Origin of the sequence: Vibrio sp. VPAP30, from assembly GCF_001188205.1 — a bacterium.
GTDB classification, from domain to species: Bacteria; Pseudomonadota; Gammaproteobacteria; order Enterobacterales; family Vibrionaceae; genus Vibrio; species Vibrio bivalvicida.
On record NZ_LBLS01000038.1, the window covers coordinates 110,538 to 133,555 of the forward strand.

Annotated in this window: 8 protein-coding genes; 7 read left to right on the forward strand and 1 reads right to left on the reverse strand. The window is 47.1% G+C overall.

All coding sequences use genetic code 11. The features are described from left to right. Nucleotides 1-22 precede the first annotated feature (22 nt). The gene (locus ZX61_RS18340) at nt 23-772 is read right to left on the reverse strand and encodes a 4'-phosphopantetheinyl transferase family protein (RefSeq protein WP_049846043.1); all 750 of its coding nucleotides are present in this window, start codon (nt 770-772) and stop codon (nt 23-25) included. Nucleotides 773-915: 143 nt separating this feature from the next. Between ZX61_RS18340 and ZX61_RS18345 the strand changes: the two genes are divergently transcribed. The 7 genes from ZX61_RS18345 (at nt 916) to ZX61_RS18375 (ending at nt 22,950) form a co-directional block, all read left to right on the forward strand. Beyond that, a complete protein-coding gene (locus ZX61_RS18345) occupies nt 916-1,680 on the forward strand; it encodes an ABC transporter ATP-binding protein (protein WP_049846044.1) in 765 nt (254 codons plus the stop codon). Continuing rightward, nucleotides 1,674-2,555 (forward strand): ABC transporter substrate-binding protein, encoded by an 882-nt coding sequence (locus ZX61_RS18350; RefSeq protein ID WP_049846045.1) that lies wholly within the window; start codon nt 1,674-1,676, stop codon nt 2,553-2,555. Before ZX61_RS18345 ends, ZX61_RS18350 begins: the two co-directional genes overlap by 7 nt. Next, nucleotides 2,552-4,528 (forward strand): Fe(3+)-hydroxamate ABC transporter permease FhuB, encoded by a 1,977-nt coding sequence (gene fhuB / locus ZX61_RS18355; RefSeq protein ID WP_049846046.1) that lies wholly within the window; start codon nt 2,552-2,554, stop codon nt 4,526-4,528. Before ZX61_RS18350 ends, fhuB begins: the two co-directional genes overlap by 4 nt. Nucleotides 4,529-4,626: 98 nt before the next feature. Continuing rightward, nucleotides 4,627-6,282 carry a multidrug ABC transporter permease/ATP-binding protein gene (locus tag ZX61_RS18360; protein ID WP_049846047.1) on the forward strand — a complete coding sequence of 552 codons (1,656 nt, stop codon included), beginning with the start codon at nt 4,627-4,629 and terminating at the stop codon, nt 6,280-6,282. A 57-nt stretch (nt 6,283-6,339) separates the two neighbouring features. After that, nucleotides 6,340-6,543, forward strand: coding sequence for an MbtH family protein (locus ZX61_RS18365; RefSeq protein WP_049846048.1), 204 nt, complete (start codon nt 6,340-6,342; stop codon nt 6,541-6,543). A 73-nt stretch (nt 6,544-6,616) separates the two neighbouring features. Beyond that, nucleotides 6,617-17,533 carry a non-ribosomal peptide synthetase gene (locus ZX61_RS18370; RefSeq protein ID WP_049846049.1) on the forward strand — a complete coding sequence of 3,639 codons (10,917 nt, stop codon included), beginning with the start codon at nt 6,617-6,619 and terminating at the stop codon, nt 17,531-17,533. Continuing rightward, nucleotides 17,530-22,950 (forward strand): non-ribosomal peptide synthetase, encoded by a 5,421-nt coding sequence (locus ZX61_RS18375; protein WP_049846050.1) that lies wholly within the window; start codon nt 17,530-17,532, stop codon nt 22,948-22,950. The genes ZX61_RS18370 and ZX61_RS18375 overlap by 4 nt, the downstream gene beginning before the upstream one ends. The last annotated feature ends 68 nt before the right edge of the window (nt 22,951-23,018 follow it).

The window sequence follows — 23,018 nt, forward strand, 5'->3', positions numbered from 1 at the left end:
ACGCTCGTTGAGTATAGTCCTGTCATACCACGGCAACGCATACGAGGTAGTTTTCGTACGATTTATAATGACACACAAGTGGTGAGAAGGCTTTTCTTTTTAGTAGGCTAGGTGATGGAGAAAACACTAGGTGATCTGTTTTTACATCCACTAACTCAACTACATCGAAATTGAGCACTTCCTTCACTTGTGGATAAATCGCTTTATACAGTGCTTCTTTTGCAGAAAATATCAACGTCACTTTCTGTTCAATCGACAACCTTGTCGGTTGCAGTTTTTCTAGCTCTAGTTCGCTGCAAACTATGGTTATGACATCTCTTGCTTCTACAGCAGATAACCAGTGTTGAATATCGACTCCAACGTTTCTATCTGGAATCAGATCACGAGGTATCACAGCCGAAACCGCTAGATTTTTGCTATGAGAAATGGAACCAGAGAAGTGGCTCGGAAACTGAGGTGAGCGATCTTGGTTTACACCTATATTGTGTACTTCATGATACTTGTCCATTGAATACTGAGCGGCCACTCTACCTGCAATGAACTCAGCTTTGCGCTTTTTGCTAGCGCTTTTTAGTGAAGGTGGCAAATAGAGTGCAGTATTAATCGTTTTCGGATACAACTCTACGTCGTACTCTACGGCGCTAAGATGTACCAGATTATTATCGACATTTATCGAAATGTCAGGAAGCTGTGTTAGCCAGTATAATGAATAGCTTCGATTTGCTGTGACTAGATTCATTGTGTACTTAATTAAGGCTTCATCTGTTCCCATTTAATACCCCTAACTATCGCATAACCAAATGCAAATGAAAATGGTTTGCATTTATGTATTTACTGTTATATAAATTCCACCTTGTTAATCAGTCGTGTTCTATTGATTAACCCTATGTAAAAAGAGAGTTTAAGGGAAAAGATATGCTCGAAGCTAGAAAGCTAGCATTTAGCGTTGGTGACAGAGCGCTACTGTCAGGTTTTGATATGAATTTTGAACCAGGAAAGATATACGCACTTGTCGGCCATAATGGCTCAGGTAAATCGACGTTACTTAAACTCCTTGCTCAACAACAAAAATCAACCGATGGGGATGTCGTGTTGCAGGGCAAATCCGTCTCTCAGTGGTCTGATAAAAAATTCGCTCAGCAAATTGCATATCTTCCCCAACACCTTCCGCCAACCGATAGCTTATCGGGCAAAGATTTGGTTAGTTTTGGTCGCTATCCATGGCACGGCTTACTTGGGCGTTTAACTAGCCAAGACAAGCATTTCATAGAACAAGCCATGCAAATGACCGATACCATCAAGTATGCAGATCGTCTTGTGGATACACTGTCGGGCGGTGAAAGACAACGAGTATGGCTTGCCATGCTATTGGCGCAAAGAACGCAATATTTGCTACTCGATGAACCTTTGTCAGCGCTTGATATTGCTCATCAAGTTGAAATGCTCGAACTGATCAAAAAGCTCGCGACTGAGCTTGAGTTGGGCGTGTTAATCGTGATTCATGATATTAATATGGCGGCGCGCTTCTGCGATCATATTGTCGCGCTGCATAGCGGTAAGATGATTGCGCAAGGTTCGGTATCGGAAGTTTTCACTGAACCTCAATTGCACGATATCTACGGAATCAAAATGCAGATAACGGATCATGCGGCAGGTTATCCGGTGGCAATGCCATGCTAGGTTTTAAAGCAATCACTGCTATTTGCCTGCTAGCGTTCTCCACGGCGACGCCAGTACTGGCGGAAAATAAGCCTTCAGATGGTCCATTGCGAGTTATGTCGATTGACTGGTCTCAAACAGAAACTATGATTGCGCTAGGCATCACGCCAATCGCGTCTGCACAGCAATCTGATTACAACGATTGGGTTAGAAGCCCTAAGATTCCTGCTGAAACTGTCGATGTAGGTCTGAGAACTCAGCCTAATCTAGAAAGGCTTTCAGAATTAGAACTCGACACTATTTTCCTTTCTCCTCGATTCTCTTCACTCGAAACTCAGCTTTCTCGTATTGCGCCAGTAAAAATTCTAGGTTTATACAAGGTGGGAGAGGTGAACTGGGAGGCCGTAACGGATTTTACTCGCCGTATTGCAAAAGAAGTGAAGGCGGAGAGCCAAGCCGAACAGCTAATCGCTGATAGTGAGCAAGAGTTAAAAACACTTAAGAGCAAACTGCCGACTGAGCTTGCTCCGGTGTTACTTGTTCAGTTTATGGACACCAAACATGTGCGCGTATTTGGAGAAAACAGCATTTATAAAGTGGCGTTGAACCAACTCGGCCTCCAAAACGCTTGGAACAAAGAAACCAATGCGTGGGGTTTCAATTTAACGGGTATTGACAAGTTACAGGGTATCGAAGGGCAGATTGTGGTTATTGAGCCGCTGCCTGCGGGAGTTGAAGAGCACCTAGCACAAGATCAATACTGGCAATATTTGGTTAAGCAAACAAGCTACCCTCCATTATTGGTAGAGCCGACTTGGAGCTTTGGCGGTCTACCTTCTGCGCTTCGTTTCGCCAATCTGCTCGCGGCTGCATTGGCTGAAGAGGTAACACAATGAGAATTCTATCTCTGAGTCTTGTTGCGATACTTGCGGCATTTACTCTGGCAATCGTTGGATTCCAATTAAACGCATCAGGTAATTTTTCTGCGGGTGTTGGCAGTTTGTTTCAAGCGGATTGGATGTCTCCCGAATCTGTGAAGCTTCACCTAACTTGGTGGCCTAGATTCTTTACGACATTAATTGCTGGCGCGGCACTAGCCGCCGCTGGGGTTTTGATGCAGCAGGTTCTGCGTAACCCACTGGCTTCTCCATCCACTTTAGGCGTTGCTAGTGGCGCAAGTTTTGCGCTGATGTTGGCAACCTTGTATGCCCCATGGTTGCTGACTTTTTCCAAGTCTCTTATCGCGCTTGCTGGTGGTGTGGGTACCATGGCCTTGGTGTTTGCGCTATCATGGCGCCGTGCACTTTCACCGACAGTAGTGGTGGTTTCGGGCCTAGTCATTAACCTTTATTTTGGTGCCCTCAGCACTGTTTTTTTGATGATGAATCAGGATAAGCTGGCTGGCTTAATGATTTGGGGAGCAGGCTCTCTCGTTCAGACAGGATGGGCAGATATCGCCTACCTTGCACCAAGATTAGCGTTGGCGATCGGAATCTCTTTTTTATTCGTTAAACCAATAACTTTACTGGAGTTGTCGGAGGAAGGCGCCAAGAGTCTAGGAGTGTCTCTAGCGAAGTTGCGCGTCATATGTCTTGGTCTCGCAGTGTTACTTACATCTTGGGTGGTTGCCAAAGTCGGGGTGATTGGTTTTGTTGGTCTTGCTGCCCCCGCGATTGCTCGTGCGACTGGTGTGCATCGTCTTGTACCTAAGTTAATCGTATCCATGCTGTTAGGTGGTTTACTACTGACACTCACTGACTTACTGATTCAGCAGCTTCCGGGCATTGCAGCAATGATCATTCCTACTGGTGCAGCCACTGCTGCACTTGGCGCACCTTTATTACTTTGGCTGCTGCCTAGATTATCAATGCGTAGTCAAACCCAGACGCAAACAGTGATGACGCGCCATAGTGAGCAAGTGAAATCGCTTAATCGAAATGCGATCGCCTTGGTTGCTATTTTACTGCCCATTGTTTTGTTTGTTTTTAGTACCACTTCGATTCAGAGCTCAGGCTGGCAATGGTTGGTCACCTCTGGTGAGTGGAACTTGTTGGAATGGCGTTGGCCCCGACTTGTTGCCGCTGCCCTAGCTGGTGTGATGTTGGCTACAGCAGGTACTGTGATCCAGCGTTTAAGTGGTAACCCGATGGCGAGCCCTGAAGTGATCGGCATCAGCTCGGGCACCGCTTTGGGGTTAATCATCGCGATGTTCTCTGGCATTGGCGTTAGTCTCGTTGGCTTGTATTTAGGTGGACTTGTGGGCGCGATGGCTTCGCTCTCCGTGATTGTTCTTTTGAACCGTAAGTCTGGCTTCCAGCCTGAACGAGTACTGCTGACAGGGGTGGCTATCACAGCTCTGATGAATGCGGTACAAAGCTTCGTATTGGCGGGCGGTGACCCACGTAGCTACCAAGTCCTAGCCTGGCTTTCAGGTTCAACTTATTACGTTACCGAAGCAACACTTATTCCTTTGGCTGTCGCTGCTGTCGTTCTAGTCGGACTGAGTTTTGTTACCGCTCGATGGCTAGATATTGTGCCACTGGGAGAGGCAAGTTCGCGTGCTCTGGGTGTTAAGGTCAGTCAGGCGAGAGGCTTATTATTGATACTTGTTGCGTTGTTGACAGTGAGCGCGACGTTGGTTGTTGGCCCTCTTAGTTTCATTGGCTTGATGGCGCCGCATCTCGCTCGTTTGTTTGGTTTTAGCCGAGCTAGAGAACACCTCATTTGTTCAGCGCTTGTCGGTATGGGACTAATGTTACTTGCTGATTGGTTAGGGCGCCAAATGTTGTACCCACAAGAAATCCCAGCTGGTTTGGTTGCGTCTTTGATTGGCGGTATGTACCTGATGTGGGGACTTCGTAGACTCTAACTTTTAGTCATGAGGGGGCAATGCTCAGCTTCCCTCAATGCTGTTTTAAAACTTGATGATAATGATAATCACAATAATAATTAACACATGGATTTGAGATGAAATTACTTTTTCAGTTGGCCCATAAACAACATAAAGCGCTCGCTTTGGTTATCTTGTTGAGTGTGGCAAGCGCCTTTCTCAGTATTGGCGTGATTGCTTTTATTCAATATGAACTGTTGAGTCAGACCACGAGTGTACATAGAGCCATCTGGCAGTTTGCTGGATTATTGGCGCTGCTGCTCGTTACAGCAACGGTTGCACAGGTTTCGCTTCACAAGTTAGGCCACCAATTTGTCTATAACAAGCGATGCCAGTTGGTGAAGCAATTGATCAACACCGATATCGAACAAATTGAGGATGTTGGTAGCGCAGGTGTTCTAGCGTCATTAAATACGGACATTCGTAATATCACCATTGCCTTTGTGACTCTGCCCGAAATGATTTACGGATTGGTACTGACCGTGGTCGCTTTATCGTATTTGGCTTTCCTGTCGTTACCACTTTTTGGCGTGAGTCTCTTAATGCTTGGAGTGACGGGCGTTATCGGCTACGGACTCGTTACTCGTATCACTTTCCATGTTCGACAGGTACGCGAACTGGAAGATAATCTATACCACGACTATCAGGCTTTGATCGATGGACGCAAAGAGCTATCGCTTAACCCTAATCGAGCTCGTCGTTACTTCGAAGATGAGTTTGGTCCAAATGCAGCAGGTTATCGAGACGAAGTTACAAGAGCGGACATCTACAACGGTTTTGCTGCCAATATGGCTAACACGATTGTACTAGCACTGATTGGTCTCAACTTTTATCTGGCGCTGGGCTTAGGTTGGGCTGGTTTTGACGTTGCTTCTACCTTTGCTCTAGTCATCTTGTTTATGCGAATGCCGCTTATGGCTGCGGTCGGTGCGCTGCCAGGTCTTATTAGCGCCAATATTTCTATGCGCAAGCTTGAATCGCTCGATTTAAGTGACAATGAAAACCTTGTTGAGGCTAACGAACAACCAGAAGCATTTGAAGGCATCGATCTTCAGCAGGTGACTTACGAATACCGCACTGATGGTGATGACTGTCCGTTTAAAGTTGGCCCGATCAATTTTAAAGCTTCGAAAGGTGAGATGATCTTTATCATCGGTGGTAATGGCAGTGGCAAATCAACGTTTGCCCGTTTGCTAACCGGTCTTTATCGCCCGCATACAGGTAATGTGCTCTTGAATGGTCAACCTATGACTGAACTCAACTGGCCTCACTATCGCCAGCAATTCTCTACCGTATTCAGTGACTTCTACCTATTTCACCAGATCACCAATGGACAAGGTCAAGATGTTCCAGAGGCCGATATCAAAGAGTGGATGGACCGTCTGGAAATGAGCCACAAAGTAACTCAAGAGAACGGTCACTTGTCAGATGTCCGCTATTCACAGGGGCAGCGTAAACGTCTGGCGTTACTGATGGCCGTTGCTGAACAGCGAGGCTGCATGCTTCTCGACGAATGGGCGGCAGATCAGGACCCTCGCTTTAGAAAAGTCTTTTACCAACAGTTACTGCCTCTGCTTAAAGAGCGTGGCGTGACCGTAATCGCTATTACCCACGATGACCGTTACTTCGATGCGGCAGACCGCATTTTCAAAATGGACAGTGGGCAACTGACGGAACTGGATACTGCGGATAAATCACAAGCTCAACAAGCAGTAGAAAGTGTCGTCGCTTAACGAAACAACAATCCAGAAAATCAAAACAATAAGAACAACGATCTAGTTGAGGATATTATGAGTATTGACAGCCCAAACACAGAATTCACCGTCGTTATCAACCCACAAGAGCAGTACAGTATCTGGCCTACTTATCATCCAATTCCAAATGGATGGAAAGCCGTTGGTATTACTGGCAACAAAGAAACTTGCCTCGCCCACATTAATGAAGTGTGGACTGACATGCGTCCGAAAAGCCTGCGAGAAGCGTTAGCTGAGTAACATCACTCGCTTTTACTTAATTTTGGTACCTACTGTTTAGGTACCTGACATTTAACAGTTTTTAGGTATATGTATGTCAGTGGATGATATCACGATGACTCCCGCCAATGGTGGTTGGAGTCCACTTTCTCATTCTCAGCAACGTCTATGGTTGTTCCAGCAGCTCATGCCAGAAAGTATTGCCTACAATACGGGTGGCTTGTTACGTTTGTCTGGTGAAGGTCTCAGCAAAGAAGCCATCTTTGAGGCATTCGATGCGCTGGGAGAACAACAAGATGTTCTTAGGCTAAGACTCAAAGAACATGATGGCGTGCCTCTTCAACGAGTCTCAGATTCTGCTCCCAAATTAGAATTTGTAGACGCTCAGGAGTACTCAGATCCTGAAGCCTTCGTTTTAAAAGATGCAGAAAGACGGGTTCGAGAGCCTTACATCATGGTTGGCGAAGCTTTGAATAGGGCGTGCCTATATCAAGTGAGTGGCCAAGAGTTTGTAATGGGAGTCGCCGCTCACCACATTACTACGGATGCTTGGTCTTTACAGCTTGTTGTTCGCGCGCTGGTTGACCGCCTCGCTGGCAAGCCAAAACGCAAACTACGAGGGCAAAGCTTTGTTGAATTCGCTTCAATGCAAGGAAGTGAAGATCATGATGAGGCGATGCTGCAATGGCAAGCATTGAATCTAATCAGCGATGAACCTTGCTTATTGCCGGCTTCCAATCAGAACGACGTCAGTGCTTATACGGCTACACATATTGAAGAGTCATTGACGCTGGAAGAAACGGAGCGCATGTCTGAAGCTGCAAAATCTTTTGGTGTAACACGCTTCGAAGTGCTTTCTACGGCTCTATTGCTGACTCTGTCTAGCTACTCTAATCATGCGCACCCTTCGATCACGGTTCCTGCGCTAAACCGAAATTCGAAAAGCCGTAGAAACATTGGTTTCTATGTCAATAATGCTGTTTTAGGTTTGCAGATTGCTCCTGAAAATACGCTTGCTGAATTGGTTGAAAATGTCCGAACGAACCTGACAGAGTCAATGAAGTTCGAGCATTTACCTCTAGAGAAATTGGCAGGGCACCTTCCACTACCGACCGTCGCATTCAACTACCGCAGTCATGGTGACAAGCTGGTAGTGACTTCTGGAGAGGTTCAGGGTTCATTCACTGAGTTCCCCCTCGCTGAAACACCATTTGAATTGGTGTTGGATGCGGTAACGGGCGAGCAACTATCGCTGCGACTTGTCTATGCAAAAGAGAAGTTCACTCAAACGCAAATTGACAGCTTTTTAAGCACATACAAAAACGTTCTGAACCAGATCTGCCAATCTCCTCAGCAATCTTTAGCACAGACTAACGCGCTTTCTACCTCAGATACAGTGGCTTTGGAAACGCACTCAGCTGTGCAGCAAACATGGAATCCAGTGACCTTTATGGCGCTGGTGGCTGAGCAAGCAAAACTGCGTCCTGAGAAAGTTGCCTTAAAACATAGCGATAAAACGCTGACTTACGCTGAATTAGAGGCTCAATCGAATTTAGTCGCACACTCATTGCGCCAAAGAAAGGTTCAATCAGAAGGTTTTGTCGGTGTGATGATGGAGCGTGGCACCGATATGCTGGTCGCCATGCTGGGCACCATGAAAGCAGGCTGCGCATTCCTACCACTTGATCCAGATTACCCTGCTGAACGCATTAGCTTTATGCTTGAAGACAGTGGAGCTCAGCAGTTACTGACTCAGCAGCACTTGATGGATAAGGCTGAAGATCTTTTCATCCAATCCGATTGTGCTCCAGAGTGCGTTGCTATTGAATCATTGTTGGCAGCTGAGGCTTCAGTAATTGAGCTTGAAGATTGTTCATATCAAGAGATCAATCTAGACCAGTTGGCGTATTTGATTTACACCTCTGGCTCAACAGGTAAGCCTAAAGGCGTGGCAGTGAGTCATCGCGGACTGACAATGCATGTCCAGACGATTGGCGAGCAGTATGGCATGACGCCTGAAGACACAGAGCTGCATTTTGCCTCTATCAGTTTTGATGGTGCTGTTGAGCGTTGGACTGTGCCACTGGCGTTCGGCTCAACGCTTACCATTCGCGACCAACAGTTGTGGACACCAGAAAAAACGACTCAAGTATTGGTAGACGAGAAAGTCACCATCGCTTGTTTCCCGCCAAGTTATGCAGGACCTTGGCTAGATTGGGTTGAACAAACTCAGCCAGACTTATCTTTGCGCTCATTGACACTGGGTGGTGAGGCATTTACCCGAGAAACGTTTGAACGAATTCAACGTGTGGTGAATCCACCTCGTATCGTCAATGGTTACGGCCCGACAGAAACGGTCGTTACTCCGATGATCTGGCGTGCATATCCAGAAGATAAACTGGAAAGCTCTTACGCGCCGATTGGTCAGCCTGTGGGTGACCGTAAGTTGTATGTGCTGGACGAGAACCTTAAACAGGTACCATTTGGATCGGTTGGAGAGCTGTACATCGGTATGGAATCAGGCCTAGCTCGTGGTTACTTGAAGCGACCTGACTTGACCGCTGAACGTTTTATACCGGATCCATTTGCCGCAAACGGCGAACGTATGTACCGCACTGGTGATTTGGTTCGATTTAGACAAGATGGTGTTGTTGAATACCTTGGCCGTGCCGATCAGCAAGTAAAAATTCGTGGTTTCCGTATTGAGCTTGGAGAGATTGAATCTCGCCTACAGACGCTTGCTAATGCTGAGTTTTGTGCTGTTGTCGCACACGAGTCGCCGACAGGAAAGCGCCTGGTCGGTTACGTTCAATTGAGTGAAACAGAGCAAAAATCTGAATCTCAATGGCGTATAGAGTTAGCTTCCCAGTTGCCAGATTATATGGTGCCGTCACGTATCATTGTTAGCCAGACACTTCCTCTGACACCAGCTGGGAAGGTGGATCGTAAGCAACTTGCCGCACCGGATTGGGATGAAGAACGAAAAGCGGGAGCGCCGCTGGAAGGGGACATTCAACATCAGCTGGCTGAAATATGGCGTGAGCTCCTTAAACTAGAGTCTATTGGTTCTGACAGCCATTTCTTTGCACTTGGCGGAGATTCAATTACTGCTTTGCAAATGGTAGGGAAGCTTCGTCAACGAGGTTTGATGCTGACACCAAAGCAAGTGTTTGACCATCCAGTGCTCGCTGAAATGGCGTTATGTGTTCTCGATAGCCAAATCAAACCAGCTGAACAAGGTGAGCTGAGTGGCAAAGTATCCTTGCTGCCAATGCAGAAGCGGTTCATTGAACGTGGCTATTCTAATAAAAACAAGCTAGATAAGAATGGCCAGCTTGAACTATGTAACCAGTACGCAAAACTCAACTTGCCAGCTCCGGTTAATGCAGACGCGATTGTTCGAGCACTCAAGCAAGTGGTGCAACATCACGACGGTCTGCGTCTTTCTTTCGAAGCTCCGAATACAACAACATCTGACGCAGCAGAGTATCTAGCTGAATATGTGACTACCGCAGATTTTGCCTTCAACCTTTATGCAGAGCAGATAGACACCGATGCTGTGCAGAGTGCGATTAATCCGTCTGTTGGTAAGCAATTGTCGGTCGGCTTGAATATTGAGACAGGCGAAATGCTGGTTGCCGTTCACCACCTTGTCATTGATGCGCTTTCTTGGCCTGTGCTTATTCAAGATTTGCTGGGGAGTTACCAGCAAGAAATAGGTGCCGACTCTTATGTGTTCGTCTCTAAAACTCACAATCAGGGTGACTGGTATGAGGCATTAGAGAATCTTCATATCACTCATAAACAGTCCGAATTCTGGAATGCTCAGCGAGCAGAGTCTGCTTTCCCAACGGCGCTAACTGAAGGTAAAGATGAAGAAAGCCAAAGCAAAGGAATTTATAAGCACAGTTACCATATAACCAAAGAGCTCGCCGAACCACTGCTTGCATCGACAAAAGCCTTTGCCAGAATGAGAAAGGAACAGACTTTGATGGCATTGTCTGCGCTTGCAATAAAGGAAACAACCTCGGCAAATGAGATTGTCGTTCATCGCGAAAGCCATGGTCGATTCAGTGAGTCGTTTGGGTTGGATCTCTCACGCAGTGTTAACTGGCATACTGCGCTGTTCCCGCAAAAAGTTGTGCTAAGTGACAGCATTAGTGAACTGTTAGCGAGTGTAAAAGATGGCTCACATGCAATCACTGATGGAGGTTTGAGTTATTCAGCGGGTATAGCTCAGCAGCAATGGCAGTATCAAGACCATGTTGATGTGCTATTTAACTTCCTAGGCCGGGCCGCTCAGGCTGATGTGGAAGGGGCTGAACTGGGTGAGTTTGGCTTATGGCGACCAGAAAATGCCAAAGCGGATGCCGTAATTGTATTGAATATCAGCGAAACTGATGATGGCTTTGATGTCGAATTGGAGTTTTCACTTTCTGCTCTGCCGAAAGCTCAGTGTGATGCGTATGTTCGTCACTTAGAGGCGGCAATCAAAGCAATGACACAACATTGCACGTCTAATACAGCTGTTTTGACACAAGCTGATGCGCCAAATACTCATCTGAGTCTCGCGACGTTAAGCCATATAAGTGGTAACGCTCATCAACTTCCGAATCAAATTCTACCGCTGTCTACGCTACAGCAAGGCTTGTACTTCCACGCGCAGCTATCGCAAGAGACAAGCACCTACGTCAACCAAATTACCTTACCTATATCTGGCGCTGATGCTAGCCAGTTAGAAGAAGGGTGGAAGGCCTTGATGAAGCGTCATTCGATTCTACGTAGTACGCTGCATCAAGTAGAAGGTCAGGCGCACCTGTATGTTTGGGGTGACCTTCCTATCACGAGCAGAGTCTTTGATGGGCGAGAGGAAGAAGGCTTTGAACTAGAGTCGTATAAACGTTCGCTCATTGAACTAGGTTTCGCACTGGAACAAGATGCGAGCGCCCAGCAGCTAAAACCTTTGTGGCGAGTAGATCTTGTGACAACGGGCGACAATGAGATCGCTTGTATCTTCACCATCCACCACATTCTGATGGATGGTTGGAGCACCGGTGTTCTACTCAGCGAACTATTTGCTCACTATCAAAATATCAGCCTGCCTGTTGTCAGCCATGATTTTGCTGATTATTTAGAATGGGTTGTACAGCAAGAACCAGAAAGTGCTCAAGAGTACTGGCGTGAGTATTTGAATGGTGTTGAAGCGCCAACAATGTTGGTTGAACAATACGGTTCGCACACAGATAAACTAGGGCATGTGCGCCACAACGTGGACTTTAGTGCTGAAGTACTAAGCAGCTGGCAGTCTCAACTGAAATTATCTGGTATCACGCTAAACACTCTCATTCAGGGCGCATGGCTACTGACGCTTCAACGTTACACGGGTCAGTCTCAGCCTGTTTTCGGCAATACGGTTGCAGGTCGACCATCGTCACTAGCAAACAGTGAAGCCATGGTTGGGCTTTTCATTAATACCTTGCCTGTTACATCAATGGTGGACTGGAAGGCGAAAACCAATCAATGGCTTGCCGATATACAAGAGCAGGCGAGTGCACAGCGTGAATTCAGCCATGTCTCTTTGTCAGAGGTACAAGCGCTTTCTTCACTAGGGAACGCACCACAGGCTGGTGAGAATCTGTTTGATTCGTTGCTGGTGTTTGAAAATTACCCATTGGATGAGAGCCTGTTTAGTGAAACTAGCCTTAAAATTGGCGAGCCTGACAGCTATGAGTTTACGCATTACCCATTAACGCTGGCGGTATTGCCAGGTGAGTCATTACGCATTGTTTTTGCGTACGACTCAGCGAAACTCTCAGAGTCAGATATCGATGCGCTGTCAGCAACGACGTCTCATTATCTTGAGCAGCTTATCGATAAGCTGGCTCATAATCTGAGTGATATTGATGTATTGGACGCTGAACAACAGTCTCGCTTGTCTGGTCATGTAAAAGCGTCTGAGCCATGGACTTACAAACCTTTCACTGAACTGTTAAAAGAGCAGGTGCTTGCTCAACCAGATAGCGAAGCGCTTGTGGCGAGTCCTCTTGGGGGAACGGCCTTATCAACTAATGGCTCGGAACGGCTTGCTTTGTCATACCAACAGCTGGATGACTTCACTGATGGCGTAGCCGCTGAGCTAATTGCGCGCGGTATTCAACGAGACCAGCGGGTTGGTGTGATGTTTGCTCGTGGAGCCGACATGCTGGTGGCAATGATCGGTGTTTTGAAAGCTGGAGCGGCATTCTTACCTTTAGATCCTTCATACCCTCAAGACCGACTGAACTACATGGTTGAAGATAGCGATGCTCAATGGCTGATTTCTGACGGTAGTTCGCAACAATTGGCACGTGAGATTTGCCCGCGAGATAACATCATTGCGTATTCTGAAATCGACCTTCAGCAACCTCTTTTAAATCGTCCTGAAATTTTAGAAGAGCAGCTGGCGTATGTGATCTATACCTCGGGCTCAACGGGCAAACCTAAAGGTGTGTGTGTTTCTCATTCTGGTTTGAGCATGCATGTTCAAACTATTGGCCAACGATATGGCATGACACCACGAGACGTCGAGCTGCACTTTGCTTCAATCAGTTTTGATGGTGCTGTTGAGAGATGGACTGTCCCTCTAGCGTTCGGCTCAAAACTGGTGATTCGAGACCAGCAGCTTTGGAGTGCACAAGAAACATGTGAAGTGCTCGAGCGTGAAGCCGTGACTATCGCGTGCTTCCCGCCAAGCTATGTTGGACCACTGCTAGAGTGGATCGATGTTGAACAGCCAAAATTAGCGGTACGCTCTTGGACTCTGGGTGGTGAAGCCTTTACACGAGAGACCTATTTCAAGCTTCAGCAGGTACTGAATCCGAAGCGTATTATCAATGGGTACGGCCCGACGGAAACGGTCGTGACGCCAATGATCTGGCAGGCTTATCCTGAAACGCCGCTAGAAAGTGCTTATGCACCTATCGGTACTGCTGTCGGTGCACGTAGTCTTTATGTATTGGACAGCGGCCTTCGTCCGGTTCCATCTGGTGTAAGTGGCGAATTGTACATTGGTGAAGAAGTTGGCTTAGCTCGCGGTTATCTTGATCGTCCAGACTTAACTGCTGAGCGTTTTGTTCCCGATCCATTCGCAAACAACGGAGAGCGAATGTATCGCACTGGCGACTTAGTTCGCTGGCGCGAAGATGGCGTAATGGAGTACCTGGGTCGAGCAGATGACCAAATAAAAATTCGAGGCTTCCGTGTCGAATTAGGTGAAATCGAGTCACGATTGCAGAGTATCAGTGGCAGTAAACTGAGTGCTGTCACCGCCTTTGAAGGTTCAGCTGGAAAATACTTGGTCGGCTACGTAGAAGGTCAGGCTGACCTAATAAACTGCGATGATATTCTCGCTCAAATGGCGAAAGTACTGCCTGATTATATGGTGCCTTCACAGCTTGTAGTCATGGAGTCAATGCCGCTGACGCCAGCAAGTAAAGTCGACAAGAAAAAACTGCCGCAGCCTGATAATCATGTTCAGCACAAAGCCTATGAAGCGCCAACAGGTGAGATAGAGAAGCTTCTTGCTCAAGAATGGCAAGCCTTGTTTGGACTGGAGCAAGTCAGTCGTAATGATGATTTCTTCGCTCTGGGTGGTCAGTCATTACTCGCTACCCAGCTCGTTGGACGCTTGCAACAAAAACACCAAATTCGTCTTTTACTCCAGAGTGTTTTTGATTCTCCAAGACTAGACGTGATGGCAACTCAGTGTACATCGCTTAAGGAACCCGCAGTTACGATCAAAGCGATGCCGCGCATGGAATACATGCCAGTGAGTGCTTCGCAGAAGCGTTTATGGTTTGTTCAACAACTGATGCCTGAAAGCTCTGCGTATCACATGCCGCTTGGCCTTAAGTTAAAAGGCGAAGTGAGTAGAGAGTGGCTAGAGCATTTATTGCGCACTGTGATAGGCCGCCATGAGGCTCTGCGTACCAGCTTCGTGCAGGTAGATGGTGAGCTGATGCAGTCTATCCATTCTGATGACGATGTAAGTCAATTCGCATTAGCAGAATACTCAGCTGATGAGTTCTCCGACCTAGAGGCTCAGCGCCTGAGCTGGATCGGTGAAACCTTTGATTTGTCATCGCCTTCATTATTGAGAGCTTACTTAATCAAGCATTCAGAGCAGGAGTTTGAGTTACTTCTGGTTGTCCATCACATTGTCTCTGATGGCATTTCGATTCAAAACCTAATGCGAGAGCTGTCGGCTGTTTATTCGTCGTACAGTCATTCTGGACACTTTGAGTCAAACATTGAGAGTGACACACTGGATTACGCCGATTACGCTAGCTGGCAGCAAGAGTGGTTAAAATCAGATAGCGCCAAAGAATCACTGTCATGGTGGAAAGCGGCGTTAGCGAAAGATATTGATCCGCTTGTTCTCCATAGCGATGTTGCAAGGGATCAGCTTGAAACCATTGGTAAGCGCCATCACTTCACTCTGACCAAGCAGCAGGTCAACGCGATTGAGACTCTTGCCGCGCAAAGTGCAACGACTCCATTTAACGTTATGTTAAGCCTATGGCACTTATTGCTGCACAAATACTCTGGTCGTGATGAAATTCGAGTCGGTATCCCGGTTGCGGGCCGAACACAACCGGACACTCAGCAGATGCAAGGCTGTTTCATCAACAACTTGGTGATCCCAGCGCAGTTAGACGCAGCCATGAGCTATGAAAGTTTGCTCCATGAGACAAAACGCTTTACCGAGCAGGCGTTGACCCATCAGGATGTGCCATTTGAGGTACTGGTAGAGTCTCTGGGTGTGACGGGTAATTTGCAGCACCATCCGTTGTACCAGACGAGTTTCAACTTCCAACGTATTGAGCGCTCAATTCTCGCTGAATGGGGAGGATTACAAGCAGAAGCGTTTGATCCGGGCGTGGTCGCGGCTCAGTTAGAGTTGAGCTTAGATGTTCAGGCCTATGATGACGGCGAATGGAGTGGTTTTGTTAACTATGCAGCACCAGTATTCGATCAAACGTTTGTCGAAGCGTTACTTGGTCACTGGCTCAAGCTGCTTGAACAAGTTGCGTTGAATCCCAATGCAATGCTGTCTGAACTCAAGTTGGTTGATTCTGACGAGTTCGCACAAATTGAAGCATTCAACGCGACGCAGAAATCATGGGGTGAAATGCTTTCTCCACCAGTCGCTGTTGAAGCTCAAGCACAGCGCACCCCTGAGGCGATTGCTTTGTCCATGGGTCAGCAGTCGATGACTTACGCTGAATTCGACAGCAAAGTGAATCAGTTGGCTCAGTGGCTACGTCAACAAGGTGTGGGCGAAGAAACCAGAGTTGGCCTTGGTTTACCACGTTCGTTTGAACTAGTGATTGGCTTACATGCGATTACTCGTGCTGGTGGTGCTTATGTGCCATTGGACCCAAGTTATCCAGCAGAACGTTTGAATTACATTCTTGAGTCTGCGGATGTATCCATTTTACTGACCGATAGTGAGACCTTGCCACAATGGCCAGAAAATCCTCAATGTCAGTATGTGGCGCTAAATCAGGCTGAGATCTTACAGCAAATCAACGAGCAGAGCTCTGAGGCTCCAGTGGTAAATTGGCAGGCTGATCAGTCTCTGTATGTCATCTTTACCTCCGGTTCTACAGGACTACCAAAAGGCGTGGTAAACACCCAGTCGGCACTGCACAACCGCTTGGCTTGGATGCAAAACGAGTATCAGTTAGATGCCAGTGACTGTGTCCTTCAGAAAACACCGTTTAGCTTTGATGTCTCCGTGTGGGAGTTCTTCTGGCCACTTATGTATGGTGCAAGACTAGCGATTGCTGAGCCAGATCATCACCGACAACCTGAGCTATTGCATAACACCATTCGAGAGCAGGGCGTAACGACGATCCATTTCGTTCCCTCAATGCTTCATGCTTTTGAAAGTGAAACGGATATTGGAGAGTGCAGCAGTCTGCGCCGCATTATTTGCAGCGGTGAAGCCTTACCTGCTGAGTTGACAGAAAAAGTGTTGACGGGTGCGCCAGATTGTCAGCTACATAACCTTTATGGTCCGACTGAAGCGGCTATCGATGTGACTTACTGGCAATGTGAATTGCCTGTCGGTAAGCGCATCCCGATTGGTCATGCAATTAGCAACACTCAACTTCATGTATTGGATGATTGTTGGAACCCAGTCCCAGTCGGTGTGCCTGGTGAGCTATACCTTGCGGGTGATGGTCTCGCGCGTGAATACCTATCCAGACCGGACTTGACAGCCGATCGCTTTGTGCCAAATCCGTTTGCGTGCGAGCAAGATGGGAACATTGGTTCTCGTATGTACCGCACCGGTGACCAGGTGGTTCGCATGCCAGATGGCAGACTTGAATATCTGGGTCGATTGGATCATCAGGTAAAAATCCGTGGGCTTCGTATTGAGCTGGAAGAAATTGAGAATGTTCTTAACCAACACGATGACGTCGATGAGTCTGCTGTTATAGCTTACGAGCATCAAACAGGCACGCAGCTTGTCGCCTACGTGGTTTGTGGTGATTGGAGTTTGGAAAAAGAAGTGGCTGCTAAAGCGCACTTGAATGACCAACTTCCAGACTACATGGTTCCCGCGATCTACGTTGCACTGGATGAGATGCCTCTTTCACCAAATGGCAAGCGTGATCGCAAAGCGCTGCCTTCTCCAGAGTGGAGTCAGGTGGAATATCGCGCCCCAGAGAGTGAACTGGAAATTTGGTTTGCCAACACTTGGCAGCAAGTCCTTGGCTCAGAAAAAGTGGGCTTAGACGATAACTTCTTTGCGCTCGGAGGTCATTCTCTGTTAGCCACACGTATCGTCGCTCAAGCACAAAAAGAGCTCGATTTAGCGATCTCATTAAAAGACTTCTTTGCCGCTGGGACGCTACAGGCGTTAACGGATGCACTTCAATCTCAGTATCAGGCAAACAATGAACAAGAACAGGATGAACTCGACGCCATGGCAGCACTAATGGACGAGTTGGAATTGTTATGACCCAAGAATCAAACTTAAAAGCACAACAAAAACCAAAAATAGACAAATTTGCATTAGCAAAACGTTTTCTAAACCTTGGTGAGCAAGAGCAGGCGAAATTTATCGCTTTGCTTGACGCCAAAGGAATGAGTTTCGAAAAGTTACCGATTGTCCCAGCAGAGGAGGTGCGTGATGTGCCTCTTTCTCCGGCGCAGAAAAGACTTTGGGACATTTATCAGCTTGATGCTGGTAATAGTGCTTACCATATCAGTGGTGGTTTTGAGCTAATTGGTGAGCTCTCTACCGATAAAATGGAACTGGCGCTTGCTGGTGTCATGAGTAAACACCACGCCCTAAGAACGCGCTTTGTTGTTTCGGACCAAGGTGAGCCGAAGCAGCATGTTGACCAGCACTGTATTGCTCACGTTGAGCTTAAAGATGCTAGGCATTTAACGGAAAGTCAGCTGGGCGAATGGACTGCGGAATTTATTGCCAAGCCATTTGATTTACTTCATGAAATGCCAGTTCGAATGGCGTGCATTCGCGCATCTGAAGATAAAACTCATGTGATCATTGTGATGCATCATATTGTGTCTGACGGCTGGTCTATTGGATTGTTTATGCAGGACTTGGTCACCGCCTATCAGGGTGAGTCTCTAGAGCCATTGAGCATTCAGTACAGTGACTTTTCTGTCTGGCAGGATGCACTGCTAAAAGTGGGTAAAGGGGATAAGGATCTTCAATTCTGGCAGCAAGAGTTAGGTGAGAAGCAGCCGCAAAAACTGTTTGAGTGGACGGGCGATATTGAACCTAATCAGCGTCGAGAAGCACAGCAGGTAAGCCTAAAGTTTGGTGGTAATGTTTCTGAACGCATTGCACGCCTTGCAAGGCAAAATAACGTCACCACTTCGAGCTTCTGGCTAGCCATTTGGCAGGCTGCGCTGTTCAAGTTGACAGGACGTAACGATATCAATATTGGTATGCCAATGGCTAACCGCGCCCGACCAGAAGTATCTGACGTTATTGGCTTTTTCGTAAACACTAATGTGGTTTCGCAAGACATACAACCTGAGCATAGCTTTGGTCAAACAATGACTAGATCTCACAGCAAAGTGCTGGAGATTCAGGAACACCAGCTATTGCCGTTTGATCGTGTGGTTTCTTCATTGTTGAGGGAAAGGTTGGTTGGCGAAACGCCTTACTTTCAAGTGTTGTTTAACCATCAGGTAAATCAAACCGAGTCGGTTGAATTTGCTCCGGGTGTGGCGGCAAAGCCGCTGGTGCTTAAAGGTAACTATGCTCTGTTTGATGTTGCCTTGGATGTGTTGGAATCTTCGAGCGGTACTTTGGTTACGCTGACCTATGCCAAAGACCGTATCGACCCCGAGATAATGGTCTCGCTTACTAGCACTCTGAACCTGTTGGTCTCACAAGCAGAGGAAAACCTAAATACACCATTGGCTGCGCTTAACTCACTGGATGAGGCTCAACTCGCCAGATTATCCGAACTGTCGCAGCCAGAAGGTGGGTGGCGTTATCAACCCGTGACTGAACTGTTCGACCTTCAGGGTATTAAGCAACCGTCAGCCACTGCATTAAAACACGGCCAGCAAAGTGTCACGTTTAAACAGCTGGAAGAAAAATCGAACCAGTTGGCGAACCAGTTAGTAGAGCTGGGTGTCGTTCGCGATCAAGCTGTGGGCGTTCTTTTTGAGCGCGGCAAGGATATGATCATAGCGATGATCGCCATTATGAAGGCTGGTGGTGCGTTTCTACCGCTTGACCCTGATTATCCGACCGACCGATTGGCTTACATGATCGAGGATTCTGCTGCGAGCTTGGTCATCAGCGAGCAATCATTGCGCTCACGTTGGGAAGAGATTAATTCACACGTCCTTTCACATTCAGATCAGGCGGCTTCAGTTTCACCGCTTTATCTGGATACGTTAGATTGGCAAGGCCTATCAAAAGCCAAGCCAGAAGTAGAACTCTTGCCAGAGCAGTTGGCTTACATCATCTACACATCAGGGTCGACGGGTAAGCCTAAAGGCGTCGCGATCGCCCACGATGGCCTGAGTATGCATGTGCAAACGATTGGTGCTCAGTATGGGATGACGCAAGATGACGTTGAGCTTCACTTTGCTTCAATCAGTTTTGATGGGGCGGTAGAGCGCTGGACAGTGCCATTGGCGTTTGGTTCTCGCTTGGTGATTCGTGATCAGCAACTTTGGAGTGCGGAGCAGACCTGTGATGTGCTCAAGGAGGAAGGGATTACGATAGCCTGTTTCCCTCCAAGTTATGTCGGGCCTTTATTGGACTGGATTGAGACGACTCAGCCTCAGTTGAATGTACGTTCTTGGACTTTGGGTGGTGAAGCTTTTACCCGTGAAACCTATGACCGCCTTCAGTCGGTCGTAAATCCACCACGTATTATCAACGGCTATGGGCCAACAGAAACCGTGGTGACACCAATGATCTGGCGTGCTTACCCACGTGATAAGCTGACCAGTGCCTATGCACCTATCGGTCAACCTGTTGGGGCTCGTAGACTTTATGTGTTAGATGGTTTGCTTAACCAAGTTGCCGAAGGCGCAGTCGGGGAGTTGTACATTGGTGAAGAGGTCGGCCTCGCACGCGGGTATCTGGGTAAGCCGGATATGACCTCTGAGCGATTTATGCCGGATCCATTTACCAATAATGGCGATCGCATGTATCGCACTGGAGACCTAGTTCGTTGGCGAGAAGATGGTGTCATGGAGTATTTTGGCCGTGTTGACCAACAGATAAAAATCCGTGGATTCAGAATCGAGCTGGGTGAGATTGAATCAAGGCTTCAGCAAATATCCGGTGTCGAGACTTGCGTGGTTGCGGCACATTGTCATGGTTCTATGACCCACCTTGTGGGATATTTACATGGCGCTGATGCAAACAAGGCTGATAGCGTTTCGATATTATCTGAGCTTGATGAGCATCTGCCTGAGTATATGGTACCAGCGCATCTTGTGGTGCTAGATGAATTGCCGTTAACTCCAGCAGGTAAGGTAGATAGAAAAGCGTTGCCGGAACCAGAATTCAAATCTGAGCTGTCGCAAGGTTTGCCACCGCAAGGTGAGAAAGAAACTCTCCTTGCTGAGATTTGGCAAGAGCTACTGGGTATTAATTCTGTTAGCCGAGAAGATAGCTTCTTTGCGTTAGGTGGAGATTCTATATTGAGCCTTCAGCTAGTGAGTAAACTAAAACTTGCAGGTCTCAATGTATCTCCAAAACAAGTATTCCAAGCACCAGTACTGAGCGAGTTAGCACAAGTACTTGAAGCAGCGGTTGAGCAAGAAAAAAGAGAGTTACCAAAAGGACCATTTGGTCTGATGCCAATTCAGGCTCATTTCATGGCGCAAAACTTTGTTCAGCCAAACCACTGGAACCAGCATGTGTGTGTTGAGCTGAAGCAGGATATGGATATTCAGGCACTGGATACTGCGCTCAAAGGGTTAGTGGAGCACCATCCCGCGTTAAGATTGTCGTTTTCTCAAACTGAAGGTCAATGGCAGCAGCATTACGTAGAGCATGTTTGCCATGATCTTCTATGGAAAACTCAGCTAGACAGCTTAGAGGCATTCGAAGTGTTTGCTCACGAGTTGCAAACAAGCCTTGATATTGGAGCAGGCCGACTGATTCAAGCAGGCTACGCTCAAATCGAGGGGCAGAAATCTCGCTTGATGATTGTAATTCATCACCTGGCTGTAGATGGCGTCTCATGGCGAGTCCTGATGGATGATTTATGGCGTGCCTATCAGCAAACGCTTTCTAGTGACCAAAACTCAACCAAAACATTTGAGCTACCGCCTGTTTACACCTCTCTGGATATGGCGATGAATAGTCTCAAAAAATGGGCATCAACAGAACAAGGCAAAGCTAGAAAAGCCGTTTGGGATGAACAAGCTTTCCATGCGGAAAATACACACGCTAAAGCAATCTATGGCAACAAGCGCTCACAACAGGTTGAGCTAAGCCGAGAGGTGACGTCAGCTTTACTGAGTTCTGAAAATATCACAGTTGAACTCGTCTCTGCTTTGACAGCAATTATGGGAAGCAGCGAAGAGACTCAAAGCGTGTATCTAGAAAGTCATGGTCGTGATGAGTCTGTCTTTGAAGGTTTAGAGCTTAGCCGCATGGTGGGCTGGATGACGAGCCTATATCCAATGACTTTGAATGCCTCAGATTCTCGAGACGATATCGCTAAGCGTATGGCACTATTGAGCCAAGACTTAGGCATTGGCTATGGACTGCGCTACTTAGACGCTGAGCCTGAAGAACAAACTGCGCAGCTAACATTCAATTACCTAGGGCAGTATCAAGGCAATAGTTTTGCTCATTGGTGTCAACCAGTGTCGTCAAACTCGCGTGATCAAGCCGATGGCAACACCATGTTGACGCCTTTAGTCATCAATGCTCAAGTTGTGGATGGTGTATTAAGCGCAGATTTTGAGTATGCAGCGAATCACTATTCGCAATCAGATATTGAGACCAAAGCAAATGCATGGAAAGAAAGGCTTGAACTGATACACTCGGCACCCGAATCTCAAAAAGGCGAGGCGATTACAGCTAAAGCTGACCTTAAATTGATCGAAAAGCTGAATGCTGATGTTGAAGGGAGTGCACCTGTATTTTGCATTCACCCAGTGACAGGCCGAACAGTTGGTTATCAAAAATTAGCTCAAGTACTGGCGGGCAAACGCACAGTTTATGGTATTCAGTCTAAAAGCTTCGTCTATCCAAATCGCTTTGACACTTCGTTTAGTGAAATGGCTGATACTTATTGCGCGACTATTCGGAAAATACAGCCATCAGGGCCTTACACATTGATTGGTTGGTCGCTTGGCGGCGCGCTCTGTCAAGAAGTCGCAGCTCGCCTCGAATCCGCTGGTGAAAGTGTCGCTTTCCTCGGGTTGTTGGACTGTTATGTTCCGGGCACTGAAATTGCTGAAGAACAGTGGGAATCGCCGAAAGCAAAAGCCAAGCTTATTGAGCACCTAGAATTGCTATTAGGTAAGTTATCGGAAGGGCAAAAGCAAACCTGTCTTGTAGGGTTTGACCGATCATTACCGGATAAATGGCCAAACGTATTCTCATCTTGGCTGGCGTCACAAAGCTTCGATCACTATCTATCTCAAAGTGCGCAGCAAATGCTGTATAGCTGGGCGGTAGAACAGCACATGCGTGCGCTTTGTAACGACTATAAATTGCCGAAGATCCTCTCTAAACCAACCGCATACTGGGCCGGTCAGCCAGAAGGGCGATATAAACTACTGTGCGATGAGATATCTAAAGTTAATGCCCTCTTAACCAGTGAGGTGTTCGATACTGACCACTTAGGAATTGTTAAGGATGAAATGGTCGTTAACAAACTTAGGCACTTATTAATAAACAATACATTATAGATCCATAACAACTAATTTATAGATTCCATTTTTATATAAAACTCGTTACACTCCATTATCATTTGAAT

Bases quoted from the DNA above. Each gene is read 5' to 3' on its own strand.
- ZX61_RS18350 (WP_049846045.1), top strand. From the start codon at position 1,674: ATGCTAGGTTTTAAAGCAATCACTGCTATTTGCCTGCTAGCGTTCTCC.
- ZX61_RS18345 (WP_049846044.1), top strand. From the start codon at position 916: ATGCTCGAAGCTAGAAAGCTAGCATTTAGCGTTGGTGACAGAGCGCTA.
- ZX61_RS18340 (WP_049846043.1), bottom strand. From the start codon at position 772: ATGGGAACAGATGAAGCCTTAATTAAGTACACAATGAATCTAGTCACA.
- ZX61_RS18365 (WP_049846048.1), top strand. From the start codon at position 6,340: ATGAGTATTGACAGCCCAAACACAGAATTCACCGTCGTTATCAACCCA.
- ZX61_RS18370 (WP_049846049.1), top strand. From the start codon at position 6,617: ATGTCAGTGGATGATATCACGATGACTCCCGCCAATGGTGGTTGGAGT.
- ZX61_RS18360 (WP_049846047.1), top strand. From the start codon at position 4,627: ATGAAATTACTTTTTCAGTTGGCCCATAAACAACATAAAGCGCTCGCT.
- fhuB (WP_049846046.1), top strand. From the start codon at position 2,552: ATGAGAATTCTATCTCTGAGTCTTGTTGCGATACTTGCGGCATTTACT.
- ZX61_RS18375 (WP_049846050.1), top strand. From the start codon at position 17,530: ATGACCCAAGAATCAAACTTAAAAGCACAACAAAAACCAAAAATAGAC.